Here is a 23,623-nt window from a genome sequence, read left to right on the forward strand (position 1 = left end):
GTCAGCCCGCCGCCGCCGGGACGGTGAGCAGCGCGGCCGCGATGCGCTCGTTCCACCCGGCCGGTGCGCCGAAGAGCACCCGGTCGAGCTTGGCGCGCTTGTAGAACAGCTGCAGGTCGTGCTCCCACGTGTAGCCGATGGCGCCGTGCACGGTGAGCGCGCTATCGGCGAGCCCGGCCACCGGCCCGGTCACCTGCGCCTTGGCCACCGCCGCGACCGTTGCCGCGTCGTCCTGCCCGGCCTCCAGCGCCGCGGCCGCGTAGAGCGCGGTGGAGTACGCGGCCTCCACGGTGACCAGCATCTGCGCCGCCGCGTGCTTGACCGCCTGGAAGGCGCCGATGAACTGCCCGAACTGCTTGCGCTGCCTGCTGTAGCCGACGGCCAGCTCGAGCATGCGCTCGGCGCTGCCGAGCGCATCGGCGGCGACGAGCACCGCGGCCAGGTCGGCGATCCGCGGCAGCGCGTCGGCGGCCTCGATCCCGGTGATCGGGGCCGCGGCGAACTCGACAGAGGCCACGGCCCGAGAGCGGTCGAGCAGGTTCTCCGGGGTGCGCACCGCGGCCGCGGCGGGCACTCTGGCCACGCCGAGGCCGTCGGGGCCGGTGACCGGGACGAGCAGCACGTCGGCTCCGGCCGCGCCGAGCACGTGCGCGACGGTGCCGCTCAGCCCCGCGCCATCGGTCGGCAGCGGCGCCGAACCGGGAATCCGATCGGCGCGCACCGCGACGGCGAAGCGCCGTTCCCCGGACAGCTGCGCGGCGAGTTCCTCCGCGGTCAGCAGCGGAGCGGCGAGCGCGGCGGCCAGCCAACCGGAGTCGGGCACCGCGGCCCGCCCGAATTCCCGCGCGGCCAAGGCGAGTTCGAGCACACCGCCGCCCTGGCCGCCGACCTCCTCCGGATAGCCGACGCCCCACCAACCCTCGCCGACTAGCGCGGCGGTGAAGGCGCCGCCCTCCCCCGCGGCGTGCAGTTCCCGGACGGTCTCGACCGGGAATTTCGCCGCGATCCACTCCCGCAGCGAAACGGCGAACAGCTCCTGTTCCTCGGACAGCTCCCAGTGCATTTCCGGCTCCTCAGCTCACCGCCGTGCCGTGCACGACATCGCGAATGGCCTCGACGGCGTCGGGGTTCTCCGCACTCGACAGGTCACCCGGGTCGGTGCCGAGCGCCGCGGCCCGCACCGCGCGCCGCAGGATCTTGGCCGACCGGGTCTTGGGCAGCGCGCGCACCGGCCACACCGCGGCGGGCGCGAACGGCTTGCCCACCCCGGCGGCCACCAGCCGACGCAGCTCGTCGGAGACGCCCGCGGTGTCGGCGCCGGGGCGGGGCACCCAGAACACCCACACCGACTCGCCCTTCTTCGGGTCGGGCACCCCCACCGCGGCCGCCTCGGCGACCGCCGGGTGGGTGGTGAGCACCGACTCCACCTCGGCCGGGGCGAGCCGCTTGCCCGCGATGTTCATGACGTCGTCGGAGCGGCCGAGGATGTACCACTGCCCGTCCTCGTCGACGAGCGCGAAATCGCCGTGGCACCAGACCCCGTCGAAGGTGGACCAGTAGGACTCCAGGTAGCGCTCGCGGTCGCGCCACACCCCGCGGGTCATAGCGGGCCACGGTTGGCGGCAGACCAGCTCGCCGATCGCGCCGCGCAGCGGCGCCCCGGTGTCGTCGACGACGTCGACATCCATGCCGAGCGAGGGGCCGCCGAGCGAGCAGCTCGGGATCGGCTCCACCGGGTAGGGCGCCAGGAAGGAGCCGCCGACCTCGGTGCCGCCGGAGAAGTTGATCACCGGCACCCGGCCGCCGAAGACGTCGCGGGCCAGCCAGTCGTAGTGGTGCGGATCCCACGGCTCGCCGGTGGAGCCGAGCACCAGGACCGAGGACAGGTCGCGGGCGGTGATCTCGGCGACCGGGGTGGCGGCGAGCGCGCGGATCAGGGTCGGCGAGACGCCGAGCATGGTGATCCGGTGCCGTTGCACCAGCTCCCACAGCCGGGCGCCGTCGGGCACATCCGGCGAGCCCTCGTAGAGCAGCAGGGTGGCGCCGTTGGCGTGCGCGCCGAAGGCCGAGAGCGGCCCCATCACCCAGCCCATGTCGGTGATCCAGCAGAAGACGTCACCGCGGGAGATGTCGAACGAGTACGCCACCTCGGTGGCAACCTTGACGGTGAATCCGGCGTGCGTGTGCACCGCCCCCTTGGGCTTGCCGGTGGTACCGGAGGTGTAGCCGAGCATGAGCGTCTGCATGGCCGGGAACGGCCGGAACGCGTACGGCTCCCGGCCCGGGTCCGCGAGCGCGTCCCAGGTGGTCACAGTGGCCTCGGTGTCGCCGAGTTCGGCTCCGCCGCCGATGTTCTCGACGGTTATCACCGCGCGGACCGAGGGGCAGTGCGGCAGCGCCGCGGCCAGCTCGGCGGCCATCGGCACCGCGCGGCCGCGCCGGATCGTGCCGTCGGCGACCACCACCGCCTGCACCTCCGCGTCGGCGAGCCGGGCGGCGATGGCGGGGGCGGCGAACCCGGAGAAGAGCGGCACCAGGATCGCGCCGATGCCGGCCGCGGCGTAGCAGGCCACCACCGCCTCCGGGATCATCGGCAGGTAGATCGCGACCGCGTCGCCCGCGCCGATGCCGAGCTCGACCAGCCCGGCCGCGACCCGGCCCACCTGCGCGGCCAGCTCGCCGTAGCTCAGGGTGCGGACCGCGCCGTCCTCGGCCTCGTGCACGATCGCGGGCCGGTCGGCGTCGGTGGCGAGCCAGCGGGTCAGGCAGGCGTCGACGGCGTTGAAGGTGCCCCCGGTGAACCACTCCGGGAACTGGATGCCCGCGGCGAGGTCGAGCACCTGCTCGTACGGGGTCGCGAACGGGATGCCGAGATCCTGCACGGCGGCGTCCCAGTACCAGGCGACATCGGCGGTCGAGCGGCGCCGCAGCTCCGCGATCGACTCGATGCCGTGCTTCCGGGCCAGGCGGGTGACGTTGGCCGCCGCGATCCGCTCCGGGGTCGGATTCCACACATAGCTGCTCATCGCGCCGCCTCTCAGTTCCGTGGCATGCCGAGCACCCGCTCGGCTGCGATATTGCGTTGGATGAAGGTCGAGCCGCCCGCGATGGCGGTGCCGCGGGCCTGGTAGGCCAGGCGCAGCCAGCGCTGCTGGTCGGCGTCGGCGGGCTCGCCCTCGGCCGCGAGGCCGAACTGACCGCCGAGCTCGCTCAACGCCAGCCCGAAATCGGCGATGTCCTCCACCAGCGGGCAGAAGTACAGCTTGCCGATCGAGGTGACCGGGCCCGGCGGCTCACCCGAAGCGGCGCCGGTGATCACCCGCTGCCCGATCAGGTAGTGCGTGAGCGCACGGCCGTAGAGATCGGCGATCCGCTGCCGCACCTCGGGTTTCGCCGCGAGGGGGTGCCCCTCGTCGTCGGCGCCGCGCTCGATCTGCGCGACGAGGTCGCGCACGGCGCGGGTGGTGTTGACCCGGCCGGTCGCGATGCCGACCCGCTCGAAGGCCAGCGTGCCCATGGCGACCCGCCAGCCGCCGTCCACCTCCCCGACCACCGCCGAATCCGGTACGAAGACGTCGTCGAGGAAGACCTCGTTGAACTCGGCCTCGCCGAGCATGTGGGCCAGCGGCCGCACCGAGACCCCCGGCGCCGACATCGGCAGCAGGAAGTAGGTGATGCCGCGGTGCCGCTCGCCGCCGCCGGTGCGGGCCAGCAGGATGGCGTTGTCGGCGATCTGCGCGCGCGAGGTCCAGATCTTCTGACCCTGGATCCGCCACCCGCCCTCGGCCTTGGTCGCCTTGGTGCGCAGCGAGGCGAGGTCGGAGCCGGACTCCGGTTCGGAGAACAGCTGGCACCAGATCTCGGTGCCGTCCAGGATGGGCCGCAGGTAGCGCTGCTTCTGCTCGTCGCTGCCGAAGGCCACGATGGTCGGGCCGGCGAAGTCCTCGCCGATGATGTTCAGCCGCTCCGGCGCTCCGGCGCGGTCGAGCTCCTCGGTGAAGATCGCCTTGGTCTTGGCGTCGGCGCCCGCGCCGCCGTACTCGGCGGGCCAGGAGAGCCCGGCGAACCCGGCCTCGAAGAGCCTGCGCTGCCACTGCGACCACCAGGTGCGCCGGTCCTCGAGGCGGGCCGGTTCCGACCCGGGCAGCGTCGGCATGGCCTCCGCCAGCCAGGCGCGCACCCGCGCCCGGAACTCCGCCTCCTGCGGCGAATCGCTCAGCTCCATCAGCACCTCCCACTCGTTGCGGACCAACGTTACAATAGGTCAGACCAAATGACTAGGAGGATGAATGGAAACCTCGACGGTCCTGGATGCGGTGTCCTTCGAGGTGGAGGCGGGCAAGATCCGGGAGTTCGCCCGCGCCACCCACGCCGCCGATCCGGTGCACACCGACCCGGTAGCCGCCGCGGCGGCGGGGCTGGCCGCCGTTCCGGCCACCGCGACCCACGTGGTCGTCGCCGGGCACCACCGCGACCAGCAGCGCTTCGTGCGCGATCTCGGGCTGACGATCGAGCGGGTGGTGGTCGGCTCGGTCGAGTGGGAGTACCGCAGGCCCCTGCTCGCCGGGGACGCGCTCACCGGCACCCGCCGCGTGGTCTCCGACACCGTCAAGGAGGGCAGGCGCGGGGGCAGCATGCGGCTGGTGACCCTGGAGACGACCTGGGCCGACGCCACCGGCGTGACCGCGGTGGTGCAGCGCGAGGTGCTGATCGAGCGGGGCCGGTGATGGCACGCCCGCCGCTCCCGCTCACCGCGGGACAGCAGCTCGGCAGCCGGACCATCGGCCCGATCACGCAGACGAATATCGTTCGATTCGCCGGTGCCGGTGGCGATTTCAACCCACTGCACCACGACTCCGGCTATGCCAGGCAGGCCGGGTTGCCCGATGTCATCGCGATGGGGCAGCTGCAGGCGGGGCTGCTCGCCGCCTGGCTCACCGACCTGGTGCACGTCGAGCATCTGCTCGGCTACACGGTGCGGTTCGCCTCGCCGCTCGCGCTCGGCGAAACGCTGGAGCTGTCCGGGCAGGTCGAGGCGGTGCGCGGCGACGTCGCCGAGGCCGCGCTCACCGCCCGGGTCGGGGACCGGGTCGTGATCACGGCCACCGCCCGGGTGCGGGTCGCCGCCGAGCGGTGACTGCGCGGTGCCGGCCGGGCGGGCCGGCACCGCGAACCCTCACGGCCGCAGGACGATCTTCCCGAACGCGGTACCGGCCTCCAACAGCCGATGCGCCGCCGCGGCCTCGTCGAGCGGGAAGACCTCAGCGATGGCGGGCGGCGCGACGCCGCCGACGGCGACGAGTTCGAGCAGCCCGCGGAGGTCCGCCGGGCCGCCCATGGTGGTGCCGAGCAGGGTGTACTGGCCGAAGAAGAAGGCGCGCACGTCCATCCGCACCTGCTCGGCGACATTGGCGCCGAGCACGACCAGCCTGCCGCCGGGGCGCAGCGCCCGCACCGACCGGTCCCACACCCCCACCGGGTCGAGCACGACGTCGAAGCCGGCGCCGCCGGGAGCGAGCCGGGCGATCCGGTCGGGCCAGTCGTCGCCGGTGTGCACCACCCCGCCCGCCGCGCCCGCCGCCCGCGCCCGTTCCAGCTTCTCCGGGGTCGAGCCGGTGACGAAGACCTCGGCGTCCAGGGCGTTTCCGAGCGCGAGCGCGGTGGTCGCGATGCCCCCGCCCGCGCCGATGATCAGCAGCGACTCCCCCGCGCGCAGCCCGGCCCTGGTCACCAGCGCGCGATAGGTGGTGACGCCGACGAGCGGGAGCGCCGCGGCCTGCGCCCAGGAGTAGTGCGCCGGCTTCGGTGCCAGGCACTCCCCCGGCACCGAGACGTACTGCGCGTAGGTGCCGGGGACGCGGTCGCCGAGGATCTCGAAGCCGGGCCCCGGCGCCTCGACCCGGTCACCCCAGAACAGCGAGGGCAGGATCACCACCTCCGCGCCGGTGTCGGTGCGGACCCCGGCCCCGTCCGCGCCGGGCACGTGCGGCAGCGGAGAGCCATACCTCCCCTGTCGCACCAGCACGTCGTGCCAGTTGAGCGCGCTCGCGCGCAGCTCGACGGTGACCCAGCCGCAGCGCTCCGCCGGATCGGCGACGGTGCGCGGCACCAGATTCTCGGCGGCCCCGAAGGCGTCCAGCGCGATCGCCCTCATCGCATCCGGTCCTGCAGCAACGCCGTCGCGATGGCGCACGGCTTGTTCGCGGAGTTCAGCGCCGTGACCTGGACGACCGCGAGGGACCGCCCCCGGTGCAGCACCCGGCTGCGGAAGGTGGTGGCGCCGTGCGCGTCCGCGGGCCGGACATAGGTGATGTCGATGCTGGTGGTGCGCAGCTCGCCAGCGGCGTCGAGCGCGCTCGCGGCGGCGAACTCGGTGCCGCAGATCAGGATCCCGCCGTGTACATTGCCCATGCCGTTGGCAGTGAACACCGAGGGCGGCAGCTCCAGCACGCCGGGTTCGGCGGCGCGGAAGCCGAGCGCCTCCCGCAGCGGAATCCCCGCGTCGGGCGGCGGCGGGGCCGGGGTTGCGCCGGACGGCGCCTCGTCCACCGTCACCAAGTGCGAGCGCTGCACCACCAGTGCGAGCAGGCCGCCGCGGGCGTCGGTGACGGTGCCGCGGGTGGTGCCGCCGCGCTCGTCGAGTCCGGCCAGCTCCCCGCGCACCGTCAGGGGCGAGCCGTCCAGCGGCGGGTCCGCGAGCAGATCGAGCCGGATGCCGAGGCTCACCGGCCACCGGCCCGGCGGCGCCGCCGCGGCGACCAGGAAGCCGGTGACGTCGTCGAGCGGCACCCCGAGCGCGCCCCGGCTGCATCCGGTGACCGGATCGCGCAGCCAAGGACCGGACTCCACGGTGAGCTGCGCGCCCGTCGGCGTCACAGTGACGGGGCCGACGCGCACCAGCGCCTCCGCGCCGCCGAGGACGAGTTGCGGGGTCGAGGTCGGCATGCCGCTCAGCGCGCGCCCGCCGCGGCGGGTGCGTCCAGCTCCTCGGCGATGCGCTTGCGCAGGATGTGCTTCTGGATCTTGCCGGTCGCGGTCATCGGCAGCTCGCGCACGGCGACCACCCGTTCCGGGGTTTTCTGGATCGCCACCCCGCGATCGACGAGATAGCCGCGCAGTTCTTCCACCGTGGGGGCGGCGTGGCCGGGCTTGGCCACGACGTAGCAGCAGACCTTCTCGCCGAGCCGCTCGTCGGGCATGCCGACCACGGCCAGCGCCACCAGGTCCGGGTGGTCGGCGAGTTTGTCCTCGACCTCGCGCACGCTGATGTTCATGCCACCGCGGATGACGATGTCCTTGGTGCGGCCGGTGACCCGCACGAACCCGTCGGCGTCCATCACCCCGAGATCACCGGAGCGGGAGAACCCGTCCGGGGTGAACAGCTCGTCGGTGTCGGCGGGGCGGTTCAGGTACTCGATCATGTGCGAGGGACCGCGGTAGGCGATGTCGCCCTCCGCCCCGCGGGGCAGCTCGGCGCCGTCGTCGCCGACCACCCGCACCTCGGCGCCGGGCAGCGCGGCGCCGTCGGAGGTGATCGCGCGGCGCGGGTCGTCGGCGAGCGTGCAGGTGGTGGTGGAGAGGTTCTCGCTGCGCCCGTAGAGCGAGAGCACGCTGGTGGTGGGCAGCGCGGCCTTGGCATGCTCGACCACGGACGCCGGGATCGGCGAGCCCGCGCAGGTCCAGACCCGCAGCGAGGACAGGTCCGCACCGGGCTGCTCCTCGGCGGCGGCGAGCAGCGTCTGCAGGAAGGTCGTCGCGGTCACCGCGGCGGTGCAGCCGTAGCGCTGGATCTCGACCAGCGCCTGCGCGGGCTGCCACTCCGCCATGATGTGGGTGGCGGCACCGGCCAGCAGCGGAATCAGCACGCTGGTGACCAGGCCGGTGGTGTGCGTGATCGGGGAGGGGCCGAACTGCACGTCGTTCTCGGTGTGGCCGAACGCCACGGTCAGCGCCCGCGCGCCGGAGGCGTAGGTGTTGAAGGTGTGCACGCAGCCCTTGGGCCGCGAGGTGGTGCCCGAGGTGTAGACGATGACGAACGGGTCGTCCGGATGCACCCGGAAGCCGAGCTCGGCGTCGACCTGCTCCGGGGTGACGTCGGCGACGATCAGCTCCTCGAGGACGTCGATCCCGCGCTGTGCCAGTGGTTCCCGCGCCTCCGCGGGCGCGCGCACCGCCACGACCGTCTCCAGGGTGGGGGCGTCGCGGCGGATCTCCTCGTACATGGCCGCATAGTCGAAGCCCTTGAACTCGACCGGTGCGACGGCCATCCGCACCGCCGCGTCGGCCACCACGTGCGACACCTCGTCCCTGCGGTAGATCGGCATGATCGGCACGGTGACCGCGCCGAGCCGGGAGAGCGCCGCGGCGACCAGCACGAAGGCGGCCCAGTTCGGCAACTGCACGGCAACCCGATCCCCGGGGCGCAGCCCGCGCCGGTGCAGCCCGAGCGCCAGCCGCTGCGCGGACTCGTAGAGCTCGGCGAAGGTCAGGGCGTAGGTGCCGTCGGTGACGAAGACCTTGTCCGGGTTCGCGGCGGCACGCGAGCGCAGCAGGTCGGTGAAGTTCTCGTCGGTCCACTGGCCGCTCGCGTAGAACTCATCGATCTGAGCCGGGGTGTAGCGGCCGAGGTTTCGCTCGCTGGTCATGGTGCCGTCCTCCGTTGCTCCGTCGCGCGCTCTGTCTAAACATTAGAATGGTTGGACCGAATAGCGCAACAACTCCCGAGTCCAGTGAACGCCCGGGCACCCCGCCCGAGCGGGGCATTCGTCCGGAAGTCACCCGAATGGGGGATGCCGCGGTTCGACGGAGTGATATTTTTGGTCGTACCAAACAAACCATTGACACTCGGCGAGCGATAGCCACACTGGAGTGACGCCGTTCACACAGCGAGGAGCGAGATGACGTCCATCGACTACCGCGAGTTCTACATCGATGGGGGCTGGCAGAGCCCGGCCACCAGCGGCACCCTCACCGTGCACTCGCCGACCACCGAGCAGGTCATCGGCAGCGTGCCCGCCGCCGCGACCGCGGACATCGACCGCGCCGTCGCCGCCGCCCGGCGCGCCTTCGACGACCCGCAGGGCTGGTCCACCTGGCACCCCAAGGAGCGCGAGGCGGTGCTCGAGCGCTTCGCGATCGAGCTCGAGTCCCGCGCGGGCGAGACCGCGCGCCGGGTCTCGCAGCAGAACGGCATGCCGATCTGGCTGGCCGAGCAGTTCGAAGGCGGGTTCCCCGCGGTACTGCTGCGGTACTTCGCCCAGCTCATGGTGGATGCCCCCGAGGTGGACGAGCGCGCGGGGATGCTGGGCGGCACCGCCCGCGTCACCAGGCACCCGGTGGGCGTGGTCGGCGCGGTGGTGCCGTGGAACGTGCCGCAGGCCATCTCGTTCCTGAAGCTGGCCCCCGCGCTGGCCGCCGGGTGCACCGTCGTGCTCAAACCGGCCGAGGAGACCGTGCTCGACGCCTTCCTCATGGCCGAGGCCGCCGCGGCCGCCGGCCTTCCCCCCGGTGTGCTCAACGTGGTGCCCGGCGGCCGCGATATCGGCGCCTACCTGGTGCAGCACCCCGGCGTGGACAAGGTGTCGTTCACCGGCTCGACCGCGGCGGGCCGCACGATCGCGGAGGTGTGCGGCCGACTGCTGCGCCCGGTGACGCTGGAGCTCGGCGGCAAGTCCGCGGCCATCCTGCTCGACGATGTCGATCTGAATGCCTCGCTGGAGTCGCTGTTCGGGGTCACCTTCCTCAACAACGGCCAGATCTGCTGGCTGAACACCCGCGTGCTCGCCCCGCGGTCGCGCTACGACGAGGTGGTCGACGCGCTCACCGAGCTGGCACGCTCCCTGACCATCGGCGATCCGCTCGACCCCGCGACCAGGATCGGGCCGCTGGTCTCGGCCAGGCAGCGCGAGCGCGTGGAGGGCTACATCGCCACCGGCCGCGCCGAGGGCGCGCGGCTGACCACCGGCGGCCGCCGCCCCGAGGGGCTGGACACCGGCTACTTCGTCGAGCCGACGGTCTTCGCCGACCTGGACAACACCGCCACCGTCGCCCGCGAGGAGATCTTCGGCCCGGTGCTCAGCGTGCTCCCGTTCGCCGACGAGGACGAGGCGCTGGCCATCGCCAACGACAGCGAGTACGGCCTGGGCGGGTCGGTGTGGTCGGCCGATGTCGAGCGCGCGGCCGGGGTGGCCGCCCGGGTGCAGTCCGGCACCATCGGGGTCAACCACTACACGAACGACCCGGTCGCGCCGTTCGGCGGGATCAAGAGCAGCGGCATGGGCCGCGAGCTCGGGCCGGAGGGGCTGCATGCCTTTCAGCACACCCGCACCGTTTACCTGCCGCCAGCGAGCTGATCCACGACAACAGGACCAGCTGGTAGCTTTGTGTTACACATCACGTAAGTCGAGGGTCGGAGCGATGGCGGTGATCGAACGGACGGCCCCGGACTTCCCCGTCCGCGGGCTGCGGCGATTCCTCGACCGGCTGCAGGTCGCCGGTGACGACGCCTTCGGTGCGGCCGTGGCGCGGGAGGCGTGCGAATCACTCGGCTTCGCCAAGTCCATGTTCTCCCGGGTCGGCGGCGCGTCGTGGGCCCCCGAGTACGTCCACGTGTCCTCGGAACTCGAGGACACTTTCGGGGAGCTCCGGCGCGCCGTGGACGGCACCGCGGTGCCGCTGCTGCGGGCGCCGCGCGAAGCCGATCTCGTGCGGCTGCGGCGTCCGTACCTGCTGGGCAGGCGCGCCTACCATCGGGAGGCCTACCGGCCGCTCATCGATCTGTCCGACCCGGCCGCGTACGCCGCCGCCCCGATCGTCGCCAACGGCCGCACCGTGGCGATCCTGCATGTGGACCGCAACCGCGACACCGTCAGTGAGCAGGACATGCGGCTGCTGCTGATGGCAGCCCGCATCACCGGCCTGGTCGCGGCCACGCGGGAGAACGGCGACCAGCTGGCCCGGCAGCGCAGCGCGCTGCACGCCATGGTGCAGCGGGTCGTGGGCGCCGAGGTGGGCGCGGCCACGCCGCTCTTCGGCCCGGATCCGGCCGCGGCCCCGCCGCCCGCCCTCGCGGCCGCGCCCCCGGTGCTGAGCGAACGCGAGGACGAGGTGCTGCGGCTGCTGGCCGCGGGCGCGAGCAATCGGGAGATCGCAGCGCGGCTGTTCATCTCCGACGGCACGGTCAAGGCACACGTGCGCCGGATCTTCCGCAAGCTCGACGTGGACTCGCGGGCCCAGGCCGCCGCCCGCTTCCGGCAGGGCGGCGCGGGCGCGGCCACCCTGCCGTGAACGCCGGGCACGCCCGGCTGGACGAGGCCCTTGCCGCTGTCACGGAGGCCACCGACCGCGCCACTCTGGCCGGTGCGCTGTGCGCGGCCGCCGCCGGGGTCGCCGGGTCCGCGTCGGCGCTGCTCGCCACCGTCGACGGCGGCACCGCGCGCGAACTCGTGCGCTTCGACCGGGACGCGCCGACCGCACGGCTGAGCGCCACCGACGCCACCTCCCCCGCAGCCACGGCCGACGGCCGCGCCGTCACCGCTTTCGAGGTCGGCCACTCCGGCACGGTGCTGCTCGTCGACGGCCGCCTCGCCGAGCCGGAGCGCGAGGCCGTGCAGTTGCTCGTCGAGCTCGCCGTCGCCACCGCGGGCCGGCTCCACAGCGCCGAACAGCTGCGGGTGCAGCAGACCCGGCTGCGCACGCTGAGCACGGAGATCCGCACTCTGGAATCCACCCCGGCCTTCCCGGCAACCGATGCCGCCGCCGAATTCGCCGTCGCGGCGTCGGGACTCACCGAGCGCGAGCGCGACATTCTGGAGAACATTCTGCAGGGCGCGTCCAATGCGGTGATCGCCGATATACACACCCTCTCGATCGAGACGGTGAAAACACACGTCAAACACATCCTCCGCAAAATGGGTGCGGCCAACCGGGCCGAACTCATCGCCCGGTCCGGCTGACCCGACCCCTAAAGCGAGGAATCGACCACCTCGACGTGCACCTCGGCCTGCGCGCCGATGATCAGCTGACACGACAACCGGGAATTCGGCTGCGCGCCCTCGAGGAATTCCACGAGTTCGGATTCCTCGTCGGTCGGCGGATCGAACAGCTCGGCCGAGGAGCCGGGCAGGTAGACGTGGCAGGTCGCGCAGGAGCAGCTGCCGCCACACTCGGCGACGATGCCCGGAAGATTGTTCCGGACCGAACCGTCCATCACACTCTGGCCCGCGGGAACATCGACGGTCTGCACGGTGCCGTCGGGCAGATGGTAAACGACTCGCGCCATTGCTTCTCCTCGTCCGATTCGTCGAGGCGACATCGCCTCGGCATTCATCGTGAATCCGGGAGGGCGCCCGGATCATCACCACGGGGACCTATTCGGCGAGCCGCCGGAGGGAGCTGGATCACAATTCCCTCTCCGGAGTCCGTGATTACCTCCTCGGGGTGATGAGAGTCACGTGACCCACGGCACAGACTGGGAGAGTTCCAGCCCTGAGCGATAGGACACTCCATGACGTCGACGACGCATTCCCCCAGCGACCTGCGAATCCCCGATGATGTGGCCCAGCAGATCGTCCTGCCCGAAGGACATCGCGACGACGCGCGGCTGTTCGAGGCATACCGGTGGCTGCGTGAGCACAATCCGCTCGGCCTGGCGGAGGTGGACGGGTACGACCCGATCTACCTGGTGAGCAAGCACGCCGACATCATGGAGATCGAGCGGCAGCCCGACATCTTCACCAGCGCGGGCGGGGAGGACAAGGGCCGCTTCAACCCGATTCTCGCCAACCAGGCCGGCGACGCCTTCACCAAATCGATCAACAACGGCAGCCTGCGCATTCTGGAGACGCTGACCTACCTCGATCCGCCCGAGCACACGGTCGTCAAGGACATCGCCGCCGACTGGTTCCGGCCGAACAACCTCAAGCGCTGGGAGGACACGATCCGCACCCTGGCGCAGGAGTCGGTGGACCGGCTGCTCGCCACCGACGGGAAGATCGACTTCGTCAAGGATTTCGCGCTGCAGTACCCGCTGCACGTCATCATGAGCCTGTTCGGCGTGCCGGAATCCGACGAACCCCGGATGATGACCCTGACCCAGGAGTTCTTCGGCACCGCCGATCCGGATGCCGCCCGCGCCGACGTCGAGCCGCTCACCCCCGACGCCGCCGCCAAGCAGTGGGTGGCGACGATCCAGGACTTCTACGCCTACTTCGACAATCTGCTCATGGACCGCCGCGCGAACCCGACCGGCGACCTCGCCTCCATCATCGCGAACGCCAGGACCGAGCAGGGCGAGTACTTCGCCAAGGAAGTGGCCTACGGCTATTTCATCGCCATCGCCACCGCCGGACACGACACCACCTCCTCGACCATGGCGGGCGCCGTGCACGCCCTCGCCCAGAACCCAGGGCTGCTCGAGCGGCTACAGGGCGACCTGTCGCTGGTGCCGAACCTGGTCAACGAAGCGCTGCGCTGGGCCTCCCCGGTCAAGCACTTCATGCGCACCGCGCTGCGCCCCTACGAGCTGCGCGGCCGCGAGATCGCGCCCGGCGACCGGTTCATGCTGCTCTACCAGTCCGGCAACCGCGACACCGACGTCTTCGACCGTCCGGACGAGTTCGACATCGACCGCCGCCCGAACAAGCACATCGCTTTCGGCTACGGCCCGCACATGTGCATCGGCCAGCACCTGGCCAAGCTCGAGCTGAAGATCATGTTCGAGACTTTGCTGCCGCGGCTGAAGGCGGTGCACCTGGCCGGGGAGACGAAGTTCATCCAGACCAACTTCGTCGGCGGGCTGAAGAACATGCCGGTCGAGCTGGAGTTCACCGGACGATGACCGGCACCGGCGACCCGATCGTCATCGTCGGCGCCGGGCACGGCGGGGCGACGCTGGCGGCGCTGCTGCGCCAGTCCGGGCACACCGGCGGCATCGTCCTGGTCGGCAGCGAAGTACACCTTCCCTACCACCGTCCGCCGCTGTCGAAGAAGTTCTCCGGGCCCGGCGCGCACCAGCTGCTGCGCCCGGCGGAGTTCTACGCCGACAACGACATCCGGCTCCGGCTCGGGACCGCGGTGACAGCGATCGACCGGGCAGCGATGCGGCTGCGGCTCGCCGACGGCACCGAACTCGGCTACCGCGCCCTGGTGCTGGCCACCGGCTCCACCCCGCGCCCGCTGCCGGTGCCCGGCGCCGACGCAGCCGGGGTGCTCACCCTGCGCACCCTCGACGATGCCCGCGCGCTGGGCGCCGCGCTCGACCGCGGCGATCGGCTGGCCATCGTCGGCGGCGGTTACGTCGGGATGGAGGTGGCCGCGGTCGCCCGGTCCTGCGGTATCGCGGTCACCGTCGTCGAACGCGAGCAACGGGTGCTGGCCCGGGTGGCGAGCGCCGAGCTGTCCCGGCGGCTCACCGCCGCGCACCGGTTGCAGGGCACCGAGATCCGCGCCGGCGCACAGGTTCGCGCGATCCGCACCGGCGACGGCCGAGCTCGCGGCATCGAGCTGGCCGACGGCACCTTCGTCGCCGCCGACACCGTGCTCGTCGGCATCGGTGCCGCTCCCGACGACGGGCTGGCGCACCGTTCCGGATTGGCCTGCGACGGCGGGGTTCTGGTGGACGAGCAGGGCCGCACCAGCGACCCCGCGGTGTTCGCGATCGGGGACGTGGCCCGACGCCCGCTCCCCGGCACGGACGGCCTGGTGCGACTGGAATCGATCCCGAACGTCACCGAGCAGGCCAGGCAGGTCACCGCGGCACTGCTCGGCGCCACGCACCCGGCGCCCGAGGTGCCCTGGTTCTGGTCCGACCAGTTCGATCTGAAGCTCAAGATCGCCGGGCTGGTCGGGCCCGGCCACCGGGTCGTCGCCCGCGAGGGCCGCAAGCCCGGCTCCTACGCCCTGTTCCACCTCACCGACGGCAACACCGTGGCAGCGGTCGAAACCGCCAATGCTCCTGGCGATTTCGTCGCGGGAAAGAAGTTCGTCGGCGACCGCACCCCCGTCGACCCGGTCCGGCTCGCCGATCCGGCGGTCTCGCTGCGCGATGTCGCGGCCACCGCCGCCGGCGTCTAGATCCACCCGAAGACCCCCAGGAGTCTCAATGAAGTTGTCAAGCCGCGAGCGCGACCGGCGGGACGGGGGTGAATACCCGATCGTCGCGCAGCAACGCCCACAACACCCCGACCCGCCGCCGAGCCAACGCGATCACCGCTTGCACGTGTTTGCATCCCTCACTCCGCTTCTTCAGGTAGAAGTCCCGGTTCGGCCCATCACGGATGATGCTGGTCTGCGCCGACAGATAGAACACCCGACGCAACCGCCGGCTATACCGTTTCGGGCGATGCAGGTTCCCGGTCCGTCGACCCGAATCACGCGGGACCGGCACCAACCCCGCCGCCGACGCCAGGTGCCCGGCATCAGCGTAAGACGCCAGATCACCCGCGGCGACAACCAAATCCGCCCCCAGAATCGGACCGATCCCAGGCATCGACTCGATGACCTCGGCTTGCGGGTGCACGTCTCGCGCGCATATCTCAATCAGCAGCCAGGGCGCCCCGGAGGGTCGGACGGCCACTCCTGCGGAGCCACTCGAGGCAAGAAACCATCAGCCACATCCGGCCCTCCTGGGCCGCCTAACAACTTACGGAGAAACCATGCAAGCACAGGCCGCGCTGCTCACCGAAGCGGGCAGCGATTTCACCCTCGCCGAGATCGACGTCGACGATCCGCACCCCGGCGAGGTGCTCGTCCGGATCGAAGCGGTCGGCATCTGCCACACCGATCTCGCGGCCCGCGACGGTGTGCTGCCGCTGGAATTCCCCGGGGTGGCCGGGCACGAGGGCGCGGGCACCGTGCTCGCCGTCGGCGCCGGAGTGACGAAGGTGGCGGCGGGCGACAAGGTCGGCATCACCTTCAACAGCTGCGGCGAGTGCGCGACCTGCACCACCGGGCGGCAGTCCTACTGGGAGAACTTCACCGAGTTCAACTACGGCGGCACCCGCCGCGACGGCAGCAAGCCGCTCAGCCGGGACGGCAGTCCGATCGGCGGCATGTTCTTCGGGCAGTCCTCCTTCGCCCGGGTCGCGCTCGCCAACGAACGCAATGTGGTCCGGATCGACGACGACATCCCCTTCGCGCTGCTCGCGCCGCTCGGCTGCGGGGTGCAGACCGGCGTCGGCGCGGTGACCCGCTCGCTGCGGGCCGAGAAGGGCTCCGCGATCGTCATCGCCGGTGGCGGGTCGGTGGGGCTGTCGGCGGCGATCGGCGCGGTGATCGCGGGCTGCGGCACCATCGTCGTGGTGGAGCCCACCCCCGCCCGCCGCGAGCTGGCCCTCGAACTCGGCGCTTCCCATGTGGTCGACCCCGCCGCCGGTGACCTCACCGAGCAAGTCCGCGCGATCGTGCCAGAGGGCGTCGACCACGTCCTGGACACCACCGGCATCCCGGCCGTGGTCGAGGCGCTGATCGGCGCGGTGCGGGTGCGCGGCAGCGTGGGGCTGATCGGCGTCCCCGGCGACCCCGCCGCCGCGGTGCGGCTCAACATCATCGCCACGCTGACCCTCGGGCTGACCGTCACCGGCATCATCGAGGGCGACAGCGTGCCGGACGAGTTCATCCCGGAGCTGGTCGGGCTCTACCGCGAGGGCAAGCTGCCGCTGGAGAAGCTGGTGACGACCTTCGAGTTCGAGCGGATCAACGACGCCGTCGCCGCCCAGCACGCCGGCGAGGTGGTCAAGCCGGTGCTCGTGTTCGACACCGCGAGCTGAATCACCGGCACGACAATCGGCCCCGCGATCCGTTCGATCGCGGGGCCGAGTGTCGTCCCGCTCGTCGCGAACGGTCGGGACGTGCGGGCTATCCGGCCGAGATCGACTCCAGTCGCGTTCGCATCGCTCGCTCGGAGACGGTCGCGTCGGGAGCGAGCCATTCGTAAGCGTGCGGAGCACCGGGCACGACGTGCAGTTCACAGGAGACACCCGCACGCAGGAGGGCGGAGCCGTAGGCGATGGTCTCATCCCGGAAGATGTCGAGATCACCCACCTCGAGATAGGCGGGAGCCAGGCCCGCCGGATCGGTCAGCCGCGCCGGCGCAGCGACCGGTGAGACCGTATCCGCGCCGCATCGTTCTCCGAGCAGGGCGTGCCATCCGGTGTAGTTGTTGTCGTAGGTCCAGGTGGCGGTGTCCGCGAGCCGCGGATCGGACTCGACGTTGCGATCATCGAGCATCGGGTAGATCAGAATCTGACGACTCACCGCCACCGCGTGGTCCCGGGCGAGAATCGCCGCGCCTGCCGCCACACCGCCGCCTCCGCTGTCACCCATCAGGGCGATCCGGTTCGGGTCGAGACCGAGGTCGCCCGTATGGCTGTGCAGCCATCGCAGCCCGGCGAAGACGTCTCGCGCGAGACGCTCGCCGGTATGTTCGGGTGCCAGCCGGTAGTCCACGGACAGGAACGGAACTCCGGTGTGCTCCACGTAGTAGCGGACCATCGAGTCGTAGATCTCCACCGATCCACAGATCATGCCGCCGCCGTGGGCGTACACGACCGCCGAGCCCGATCCGGGTTCGGCGGGGGTGTACCGGCGCGCCGCGACCGTCGCACCGTCATCGGCCTCGAGCTCGACGTCCCGGCTCGTGACCGAGTCACTGTGGGCGATGGCTCCGTAGATGCCTGTCATCGTGGCCGTAGTGACCGCACGGAGTGCCTCCGCGTCCCCCCGCGGCGTCGGCGGAATCGGCTGAGGGCTCTGCGCGGCGGCGACGAGCACTGCGGCGATCTCGGGGTCGTAAGCGATCGGCATGGGAATCCTTCGACGTCACGGTCCACGGGGGACGGTCGAGCGGGGAACGAGTGTGACCCCTACCGCAATCCGAGCAGTGCGTGCGGCCGGTCACAGCCACACCGTAGCAACTTAACGGACAGGTGTCCATTAGTTGCGCGGACGGACGGCGTCGCGCTCTACTATCACGCTCATGGCCCTCACCGGAGTCCCCCCGGCCGTGTTCATGCGCGGCGGCAATGCGGACGACCCGCGCGCACGCCGCACGCGCGGTCTGCTGCTGGCGACCTTCGAGGCCGAATTGGCGGCCGGTCGGGCCAACTGCACTGTCGCGAGCCTGGTGCGCGCCGCGGGAGTCAGCCGCAGTTCGTTCTATTCGCACTTCACCTCCATCGAGGAGGTCGGCGTCGCCGCCATGCGCGAGATCCTGAACGATTTCCACGGCCCGCGGGACGAATTCCGACCCGCGGCGAGCGAGCCGTCCACCGCGAGCCTGGTCGAACTCTTCGAGCATCTGGCCGCACACCGCGCTCTGTGTGCAGCCCTGCTCACGGTCACCGGAGATCGGCACCCCGCCTACTCGGAACTGCACGCGATCCTCGTCGAGCACTTCGCCGGCGCGCTGGCCTCCGCCGAAGCCACCATTCCCATCGATGTATCGAAGACTTCGAAATTCCTGGTCGGCGGGTTGATGGCACTGCTGGTCGAGTGGCTGCACCAGCCGGATTGCTCCGCCGGCGCCCTGTCCCTGACCTTCGAGAAGCTGCTGCCGGAGTGGCTGCGATCCTCGCCGATGCTCACCGAGCCCCTTCGACTCTCCGAGGAGTAGCCCGGCCCGTCAGCGCCCGGCAAGGGCGAGCACCCGCTGCGCCTGCCGCAGGTGCGGCAGGTCGAGCATCCGGCCGTCGAGGGCGACGGTTCCGGCGTCGTGGGCGAACGCCGCGACCACCCGCTCGGCGAACTCGACCTCGTCGGCCGAGGGGGTGAAGGCGGCATTGATCGTCTCGACCTGCCCCGGATGGACTGCGATCCGGCCGCTGAACCCTTCCGCGCGGGCGCGGCGCGAGGATTCGGCCAACCCCGCGTCGTCCCGGATGTCGACGTACAGCGTCTCCACCGCCTCGACCCCCGCGGCGCGCGCGCCGAGCAGGGTCAGCGAGCGGACCAGCTGATACGTCATCGCCCAGCCGCCGTCCGGGCCGGTATTGCCCGATGCCCCCAGCGCGGCGCTGAGATCCTCCGCGCCCCAGGTCAGCCCGTAGAGCCGGGCGATGTCCGCGCCCGCGAAGTCACCGAGCCGGAAGGGGGCGAGCGGGGTCTCGGTGGCCACCGGCAGCAACCGCACGCCGCCCGGTTCGAGACCGTGCGCGGCCTCGAGCACCTCGAGGTAGTGGTGCACGCGCAGCACATCGGCGGGGCCGTCGATCTTCGGGAGCACGATCCCGGCCGGCCCCGAGGCGACAACGGCGGCCAGGTCCGTCAGGGCGTGTTCGGTGCCGAGCGGGTTGATCCGCACCCACAGCTGCGGCCCGCTCGCGGCCCGGTGCGCGGCGACGAACTCCGCCACCAGCTCGCGCGCCACCGGCTTGCGGGCCTCCCCCACGGCGTCCTCGAGGTCGAGGATGACCGCGTCCGCGGGCGAGGCGGCGACCTTGCCCAGCTTCTTCTCGCTGTCCCCCGGCACGAACAGCAGCGAGCGCAGTACCGCGGTCACCGCGGCTTCTTCCGCTGCAGCCCCGCGCGCTTGCAGGAGGCGACCAGGTCACCGTGCTGGTTGAAGGCGCGGTGCGCGAACACCACCACGCCCTGCTCGGGGCGCGACTTGGACTCGCGCAGCTCCAGCACCTCGGTCTCGACGTGGATGGTGTCGCCGTGGAAGAGCGGTTTGGGGAAGCGCACCTCGTCCCAGCCGAGATTCGCCACCGCCGTCCCGAGGGTGGTGTCGCCCACCGAGATGCCGACCATGAGCCCGAGAGTGAACGCGCTGTTGACCACCCGCTGCCCGAATTCGGTGCCCTTCATGTACTCCTCGTCCAGGTGGAGCAGCGCCGGGTTGTGCGTCATGGCGGTGAACAGCACATTGTCGGTCTCGGTGACCGTGCGCCTGATCGGATGCTCGAATTTCTGCCCGACGCTCAGTTCGTCGAACCACACTCCGGCCACGTCGCCTCGCCTCCTGTTTGCGGTTGCATAAATGGTACGACCAATGAACAGGACTGGTCAATACGAGCAGCGGGGCAGGAGCCGACCTCTCCGAGTCCGAAAAAGGTCGAACCATTGACGTAGAATGTAACCGATGTCACAATCGACCGGCTGCTCTGGATGACATCCCGTCCCATCCGGCTTCCCCGAGGAGGGCAACGACATGGACTCGGCGGTGCACGACGCGGTGCGCACGATCGCCGATGCCGCCGCGCGGTTCGGCGTTCCGGTCCGCAGCGCGACCCACGGAATCCGCGACACCGGCACGGCGCTCGCCGCGCTCGACGCTCTCGAACGAGTGCTGGCGAAAGCGCCGGAGCAGGCCCCGGGGGCCGTGCTCGAGCTCAGGGCGGCCCGCGCGGAGCTGCTGGCCTACGAACTCGGGCGGCAGCGCTCGATGCTCGACCTGCTGGCGAAGGCGCTGGCCGGTATGCGCACCGCGACGACGGTGGACGATCTGGTCGAGGCGGTGCCGATCCAGGTCACCTCGCTCGGCTACGAGCGGGCCATGTTCTCCTGGGTCGACCGGGAGCGCTGGGTGCCGCGCGCCATGCACACCCTGAGCGGCCCGCAGGAGGCGCGGGCGATCCTCGCCGCCGGCGCCGGGCCCTACCGCCACGTGCGCGACCTGCTCGAGGTCGACGTGGTGCGCAGGCGCCGGGCGATCCTGGTGCTCGACGCCGACCGCAACCCCCGGGTGCATCCGACGATCACCCCCGTCTCCCGCTCCACGACCTACGTCGCGGCCCCCGTCGTCGCGCGCAACCACGTCGCCGCGTTCGTGCATCTCGACCGCAGCGTCAGCACCGGCGCGAACGACGAATTCGACCGCGATCTGCTGAGCTACTTCTGCGACAGCCTCGGTGTCGTGCTCGACCGCCTGCTGGCCACCCGCCGCGACACCCCCGGCGGCCCGGTGAGCGAGTGGGCCGACGCACTGACCGCCAGGGAACGCGAGGTGCTGGAACTGCTGAGCGACGGGCTGCCCAATGCCGGGATCGCCGCGCGGCTGTTCCTCAGCGAGGAGACGGTGAAGACCCACGTGAAGAAGCTGATGCGCAAGCTCGGGGTCGCCAACCGGGCGCAGGCCGCCGCGCTCTACCACCGCGCTGCGGGCGCACAGGCGATCGAGTCCTGAGCCCGGTCCGGCGGGCGCGGGCCCACCGGACCGGAAGTTTCAGACCGTCGCCCCCACCGAGCCCACGTCGCGGTTGACGGCCAGCACCGCGCGCTCCTCCGCGGTGCCGAAACTCTCGGCCATCATGGCGCGCCTGCGGTTCACGAACTCCGGGTGCCAGCCCTCCTCGATGTGGATGAGCCCGGGCCGCCCCGCGACTGTGCACGGCCCGCCCGCATCGTGCGATTCCAGTCCGCCGGCCGGCCACACCGCCAGCGCCGAGCGGCCGTCCGCGGTGATCTCGGTCCGGCGGCCGAGTTCGTCGACGAGCACGAAACGCGCCGCGGTGTAGGAGAAGTGCTCCCGGTCCCGGGAGATGTCCACGCTCACCGACACCACCGGGGACTGCTCGCCGTCCCGGTCGACGTACCCGAGCACGAGGTTCTGGTCCAGCGCGGACCCGTGCATGAAGTTGATCGCGATGTCCGGGCCGGACTGGACGTTCACCCAACGGTACTGGTGGATGGCGGTCCAGTCCCTGCGCCCCCAGGAGTGATCGCGGTGGCCGGTGGTGTCGAACGGCACCACCCGGTCGCCGATCGTCAGCGTGCCGCGCACCAGGCCGCTCTGCTCGAGCCGGTTGTCCGCCAGCCACGCCGGGCACCCGCCCCGGTTGTCGTGGTAAGTGAAGGCCGGTGTCGTCGCCTCGAAGCGGTAGTCGAGCGCGATGCCGCCGGATTCGAAGGTCACATGCGCGTCCCGGTGCGGCTCACCGTGCCTGACCGTCATCGGCCCCACCGTCCAGTCGTCGAAGTCGGCGTCCGGGGAGACCGGCTGCCCCTCCACGTGGAACTGGCCGTGGCGCTCGTTGTCCCGGCCGAAGACCAGCCCCATCGCGCCTGCCTCGTGCGCGCCGTTCACCCAGGTGTAGGCGATCACGCCGAGGTCCTCCTCGGGCAGGAACGTCAGGAAGATCAAGCTCTCGCGGTCGAGCGGACTCCCCGCGAGGCGGTGCCTGCGGTCGTCGGCGGGGGTCAGTGCGGTTGCCGGGTTCACATCGTTCTCCGTTCTGTCGATCTGCGATCGGGCCGGGGTCACCGCTGCGGGCGGACCGTGGGGAAGCCGTCGCCGAGCAGGAAGACCGGGGCGAGGATCTCCCCGGCGCGGCCACTGGCCAGGGTGGGCCACGCGCGCTCGGTCAGCTCCGTCGGAGCGTCGAAGCCGCCCTGGCGCACTTCGTCCCAGACGCCGGCGCGCTGAGCGAGCGGCCGCATGAAGTCGTGGGAGTAGACGGTGATGCCGTCCCAGATCTTGTCGTCCACGCTCATCCTGGCGTAGAGCCGGTACAGATCGAGGACGCCCTTCTCGGCCTTCGCCGAGATCGCCCGCATCTCGTCGGCGCCGAGCACGCGCAGCTCCGACATGGGGGTGTCGATCGTGTCGCGGGCGAAGACGACCACGCTGTCCAGGTGGTCCAGGTAGGTCGACGGCGTGGTGAAGGTGGTGCCGATGTCGTTGATCGTGACCGCGATATCCGGGTTGCGGAAGACCATCACCTCGGTCACCGCGTACGGCATGCCCTGCCCGACCTCCGCCGCCCAGCCGTAGGACGGTTCGTTGAGGAAGTGGTCGCGCACCAGCGCGAACCCGCCGCCGGGCAGCGGGTAGGGCCCGGTGTCGCCCATGCCGAGCCGATTGTCGTAGTGCACCATGAAGCCGAACAGCTCGGTCGACGCGTTGAAGCGGCGGAACAGCGTCCGCTCGGCCGGGTCGGTCAGCGGCGCCGCCGCGGCGATCAGCGGCTCGCGCACGTCGGCGTCCAGGTGCGGCAGGGCGAAGCCGCGCCCGGAGGCGAGCCCCGGCCCGTCGCCCCAGGTGCCGTGCCACAGCCGCCTGCCGAACTGAATGCACGTCTGCACGTCGGCGCGCGAGCGCACCGGGTCCACCAGATCGAGCTTGATCCCGACCCCGCGCCCGAGAATGGCCATCAGCGCGCACGCGTAGTTGCGCAGGTGGTTGACCTTCGTCCCGACCTCGCGCTTGGACACCTTTCCCAGCTCCACCAGCCCGTCGACGCCGACCGCGGCGGTGATGGTCCGCATCGCCTCCGGGTAGACGTCCCACTGCTGGACGAAAGAGAGGGTCTCGTACTCCTGGCGCGGGATCAGCCCGGATTCGCCCTCGGTCGACCGGGAGGCGATGAGCTCCCACAGGTTCCACGCCATGTAGGAGAACCAGCTGTCGATCTGATCGTCGTCGAGGTGATCGGGCCGGATGTCGGCGGCGGTGGTGTCGACGAAGGGGTGCGGATCGCGGCGGCGCATCTCCGCGTCACCGGGTATCCCCCGGGGCACCTCCCCCAGGAATTTCTCGACGAAGACGGCGAAGTCGATCGCGTCGGTCATGACTGGCCTCCAATTTCCCGCAAAGGCATGATCTTTCGATTGCGCAGACCATGCGTCCTGGTCTTCACCCTGCTCCTCCGGCGCCGGAACGCCCATCCCCCGAAGGGGTGAAGTGTGT

At 71.3% G+C, this 23,623-nt stretch carries 22 protein-coding genes and 1 pseudogene; 10 read left to right on the forward strand and 13 right to left on the reverse strand.

The window, feature by feature from the left end:
- Position 1 precedes the first annotated feature (1 nt).
- The 3 genes from AB0H42_RS27410 to AB0H42_RS27420 are packed head-to-tail and all read right to left on the reverse strand — an operon-like array spanning position 2 to position 4,225.
- Positions 2 to 1,063: an acyl-CoA dehydrogenase gene (locus AB0H42_RS27410; protein WP_357061036.1), complete on the reverse strand. Its 1,062-nt coding sequence runs from the start codon at positions 1,061 to 1,063 to the stop codon at positions 2 to 4.
- Between the two features lie 10 nt (positions 1,064 to 1,073).
- A complete protein-coding gene (locus tag AB0H42_RS27415) occupies positions 1,074 to 3,026 on the reverse strand; it encodes an AMP-binding protein (RefSeq protein ID WP_357061039.1) in 1,953 nt (650 codons plus the stop codon).
- 11 nt (positions 3,027 to 3,037) lie between these two features.
- Complete coding sequence (locus tag AB0H42_RS27420; RefSeq protein WP_357061136.1) at positions 3,038 to 4,225, reverse strand: acyl-CoA dehydrogenase family protein; 1,188 nt, start codon at positions 4,223 to 4,225, stop codon at positions 3,038 to 3,040.
- 64 nt (positions 4,226 to 4,289) lie between these two features.
- Between AB0H42_RS27420 and AB0H42_RS27425 the strand changes: the two genes are divergently transcribed.
- Positions 4,290 to 4,727: a MaoC family dehydratase N-terminal domain-containing protein gene (locus AB0H42_RS27425; RefSeq protein ID WP_357061042.1), complete on the forward strand. Its 438-nt coding sequence runs from the start codon at positions 4,290 to 4,292 to the stop codon at positions 4,725 to 4,727.
- Positions 4,727 to 5,137 (forward strand): MaoC/PaaZ C-terminal domain-containing protein, encoded by a 411-nt coding sequence (locus AB0H42_RS27430; RefSeq protein WP_357061045.1) that lies wholly within the window; start codon positions 4,727 to 4,729, stop codon positions 5,135 to 5,137. The genes AB0H42_RS27425 and AB0H42_RS27430 overlap by 1 nt, the downstream gene beginning before the upstream one ends.
- Positions 5,138 to 5,176: 39 nt before the next feature.
- Here the strand turns inward: AB0H42_RS27430 and AB0H42_RS27435 are convergent, their stop codons facing one another.
- Genes AB0H42_RS27435 through AB0H42_RS27445 form a run of 3 tightly spaced genes read right to left on the reverse strand, consistent with a single transcriptional unit; the run spans position 5,177 to position 8,645 of the window.
- A complete protein-coding gene (locus AB0H42_RS27435) occupies positions 5,177 to 6,154 on the reverse strand; it encodes a zinc-binding dehydrogenase (protein WP_357061048.1) in 978 nt (325 codons plus the stop codon).
- On the reverse strand, positions 6,151 to 6,945 hold the full coding sequence (locus AB0H42_RS27440) for an acyl-CoA thioesterase domain-containing protein (RefSeq protein ID WP_357061050.1): 795 nt from the start codon (positions 6,943 to 6,945) through the stop codon (positions 6,151 to 6,153). Before AB0H42_RS27440 ends, AB0H42_RS27435 begins: the two co-directional genes overlap by 4 nt.
- Positions 6,946 to 6,950: 5 nt before the next feature.
- Entirely contained in the window at positions 6,951 to 8,645 is a 1,695-nt protein-coding gene (locus AB0H42_RS27445) for an AMP-binding protein (protein WP_357061053.1), read from the reverse strand.
- A 252-nt stretch (positions 8,646 to 8,897) separates the two neighbouring features.
- On the opposite strand from AB0H42_RS27445, the gene AB0H42_RS27450 reads away from it, so the two are divergent.
- The 3 genes from AB0H42_RS27450 to AB0H42_RS27460 all read left to right on the forward strand — a co-directional run bounded on the left by AB0H42_RS27450 (position 8,898) and on the right by AB0H42_RS27460 (position 11,954).
- Positions 8,898 to 10,352 (forward strand): aldehyde dehydrogenase, encoded by a 1,455-nt coding sequence (locus AB0H42_RS27450; protein ID WP_357061056.1) that lies wholly within the window; start codon positions 8,898 to 8,900, stop codon positions 10,350 to 10,352.
- A gap of 64 nt (positions 10,353 to 10,416) precedes the next feature.
- A complete protein-coding gene (locus tag AB0H42_RS27455) occupies positions 10,417 to 11,286 on the forward strand; it encodes a response regulator transcription factor (protein ID WP_357061059.1) in 870 nt (289 codons plus the stop codon).
- Positions 11,283 to 11,954, forward strand: a complete 672-nt coding sequence (locus AB0H42_RS27460) for a LuxR C-terminal-related transcriptional regulator (RefSeq protein ID WP_357061061.1) — start codon at positions 11,283 to 11,285, stop codon at positions 11,952 to 11,954. Before AB0H42_RS27455 ends, AB0H42_RS27460 begins: the two co-directional genes overlap by 4 nt.
- Positions 11,955 to 11,962: 8 nt before the next feature.
- On the opposite strand, the gene AB0H42_RS27465 is transcribed toward AB0H42_RS27460, so the two are convergent.
- Entirely contained in the window at positions 11,963 to 12,280 is a 318-nt protein-coding gene (locus AB0H42_RS27465; RefSeq protein WP_357061064.1) for a 2Fe-2S iron-sulfur cluster-binding protein, read from the reverse strand.
- 225 nt (positions 12,281 to 12,505) lie between these two features.
- Between AB0H42_RS27465 and AB0H42_RS27470 the strand changes: the two genes are divergently transcribed.
- Positions 12,506 to 13,837, forward strand: a complete 1,332-nt coding sequence (locus AB0H42_RS27470; RefSeq protein ID WP_357061067.1) for a cytochrome P450 — start codon at positions 12,506 to 12,508, stop codon at positions 13,835 to 13,837.
- Complete coding sequence (locus tag AB0H42_RS27475; RefSeq protein WP_357061070.1) at positions 13,834 to 15,072, forward strand: FAD-dependent oxidoreductase; 1,239 nt, start codon at positions 13,834 to 13,836, stop codon at positions 15,070 to 15,072. Before AB0H42_RS27470 ends, AB0H42_RS27475 begins: the two co-directional genes overlap by 4 nt.
- Before the next feature lie 37 nt (positions 15,073 to 15,109).
- Here the strand turns inward: AB0H42_RS27475 and AB0H42_RS27480 are convergent.
- Positions 15,110 to 15,514, reverse strand: a pseudogene (locus AB0H42_RS27480) (transposase); the annotation flags it as partial.
- Positions 15,515 to 15,653: 139 nt separating this feature from the next.
- On the opposite strand from AB0H42_RS27480, the gene AB0H42_RS27485 reads away from it, so the two are divergent.
- Entirely contained in the window at positions 15,654 to 16,766 is a 1,113-nt protein-coding gene (locus AB0H42_RS27485; protein ID WP_357061073.1) for an NAD(P)-dependent alcohol dehydrogenase, read from the forward strand.
- 88 nt (positions 16,767 to 16,854) lie between these two features.
- Here AB0H42_RS27485 and AB0H42_RS27490 read toward each other — a convergent pair whose 3' ends face one another.
- Entirely contained in the window at positions 16,855 to 17,802 is a 948-nt protein-coding gene (locus AB0H42_RS27490; protein ID WP_357061075.1) for an alpha/beta hydrolase fold domain-containing protein, read from the reverse strand.
- A 172-nt stretch (positions 17,803 to 17,974) separates the two neighbouring features.
- Here AB0H42_RS27490 and AB0H42_RS27495 point away from each other — a divergent pair, with 172 nt between their 5' ends.
- Entirely contained in the window at positions 17,975 to 18,610 is a 636-nt protein-coding gene (locus tag AB0H42_RS27495) for a TetR/AcrR family transcriptional regulator (protein ID WP_357061078.1), read from the forward strand.
- A gap of 9 nt (positions 18,611 to 18,619) precedes the next feature.
- Here the strand turns inward: AB0H42_RS27495 and AB0H42_RS27500 are convergent, their stop codons facing one another.
- Together AB0H42_RS27500 and AB0H42_RS27505 are read right to left on the reverse strand one after the other, a co-directional pair.
- A complete protein-coding gene (locus AB0H42_RS27500) occupies positions 18,620 to 19,495 on the reverse strand; it encodes a CoA ester lyase (RefSeq protein WP_357061081.1) in 876 nt (291 codons plus the stop codon).
- Positions 19,492 to 19,977 carry a MaoC family dehydratase gene (locus AB0H42_RS27505; protein ID WP_357061138.1) on the reverse strand — a complete coding sequence of 162 codons (486 nt, stop codon included), beginning with the start codon at positions 19,975 to 19,977 and terminating at the stop codon, positions 19,492 to 19,494. Before AB0H42_RS27505 ends, AB0H42_RS27500 begins: the two co-directional genes overlap by 4 nt.
- Before the next feature lie 169 nt (positions 19,978 to 20,146).
- On the opposite strand from AB0H42_RS27505, the gene AB0H42_RS27510 reads away from it, so the two are divergent.
- Positions 20,147 to 21,121, forward strand: coding sequence for a helix-turn-helix transcriptional regulator (locus AB0H42_RS27510; RefSeq protein ID WP_357061082.1), 975 nt, complete (start codon positions 20,147 to 20,149; stop codon positions 21,119 to 21,121).
- Between the two features lie 39 nt (positions 21,122 to 21,160).
- On the opposite strand, the gene AB0H42_RS27515 is transcribed toward AB0H42_RS27510, so the two are convergent.
- Together AB0H42_RS27515 and AB0H42_RS27520 are read right to left on the reverse strand one after the other, a co-directional pair.
- Complete coding sequence (locus tag AB0H42_RS27515) at positions 21,161 to 22,156, reverse strand: hypothetical protein (RefSeq protein WP_357061084.1); 996 nt, start codon at positions 22,154 to 22,156, stop codon at positions 21,161 to 21,163.
- A 38-nt stretch (positions 22,157 to 22,194) separates the two neighbouring features.
- Entirely contained in the window at positions 22,195 to 23,601 is a 1,407-nt protein-coding gene (locus tag AB0H42_RS27520) for a hypothetical protein (protein WP_357061086.1), read from the reverse strand.
- Positions 23,602 to 23,623: the final 22 nt, after the last annotated feature.

It is taken from the genome of Nocardia sp. NPDC050799, assembly GCF_040654015.1.
Lineage (GTDB): Bacteria > Actinomycetota > Actinomycetes > Mycobacteriales > Mycobacteriaceae > Nocardia.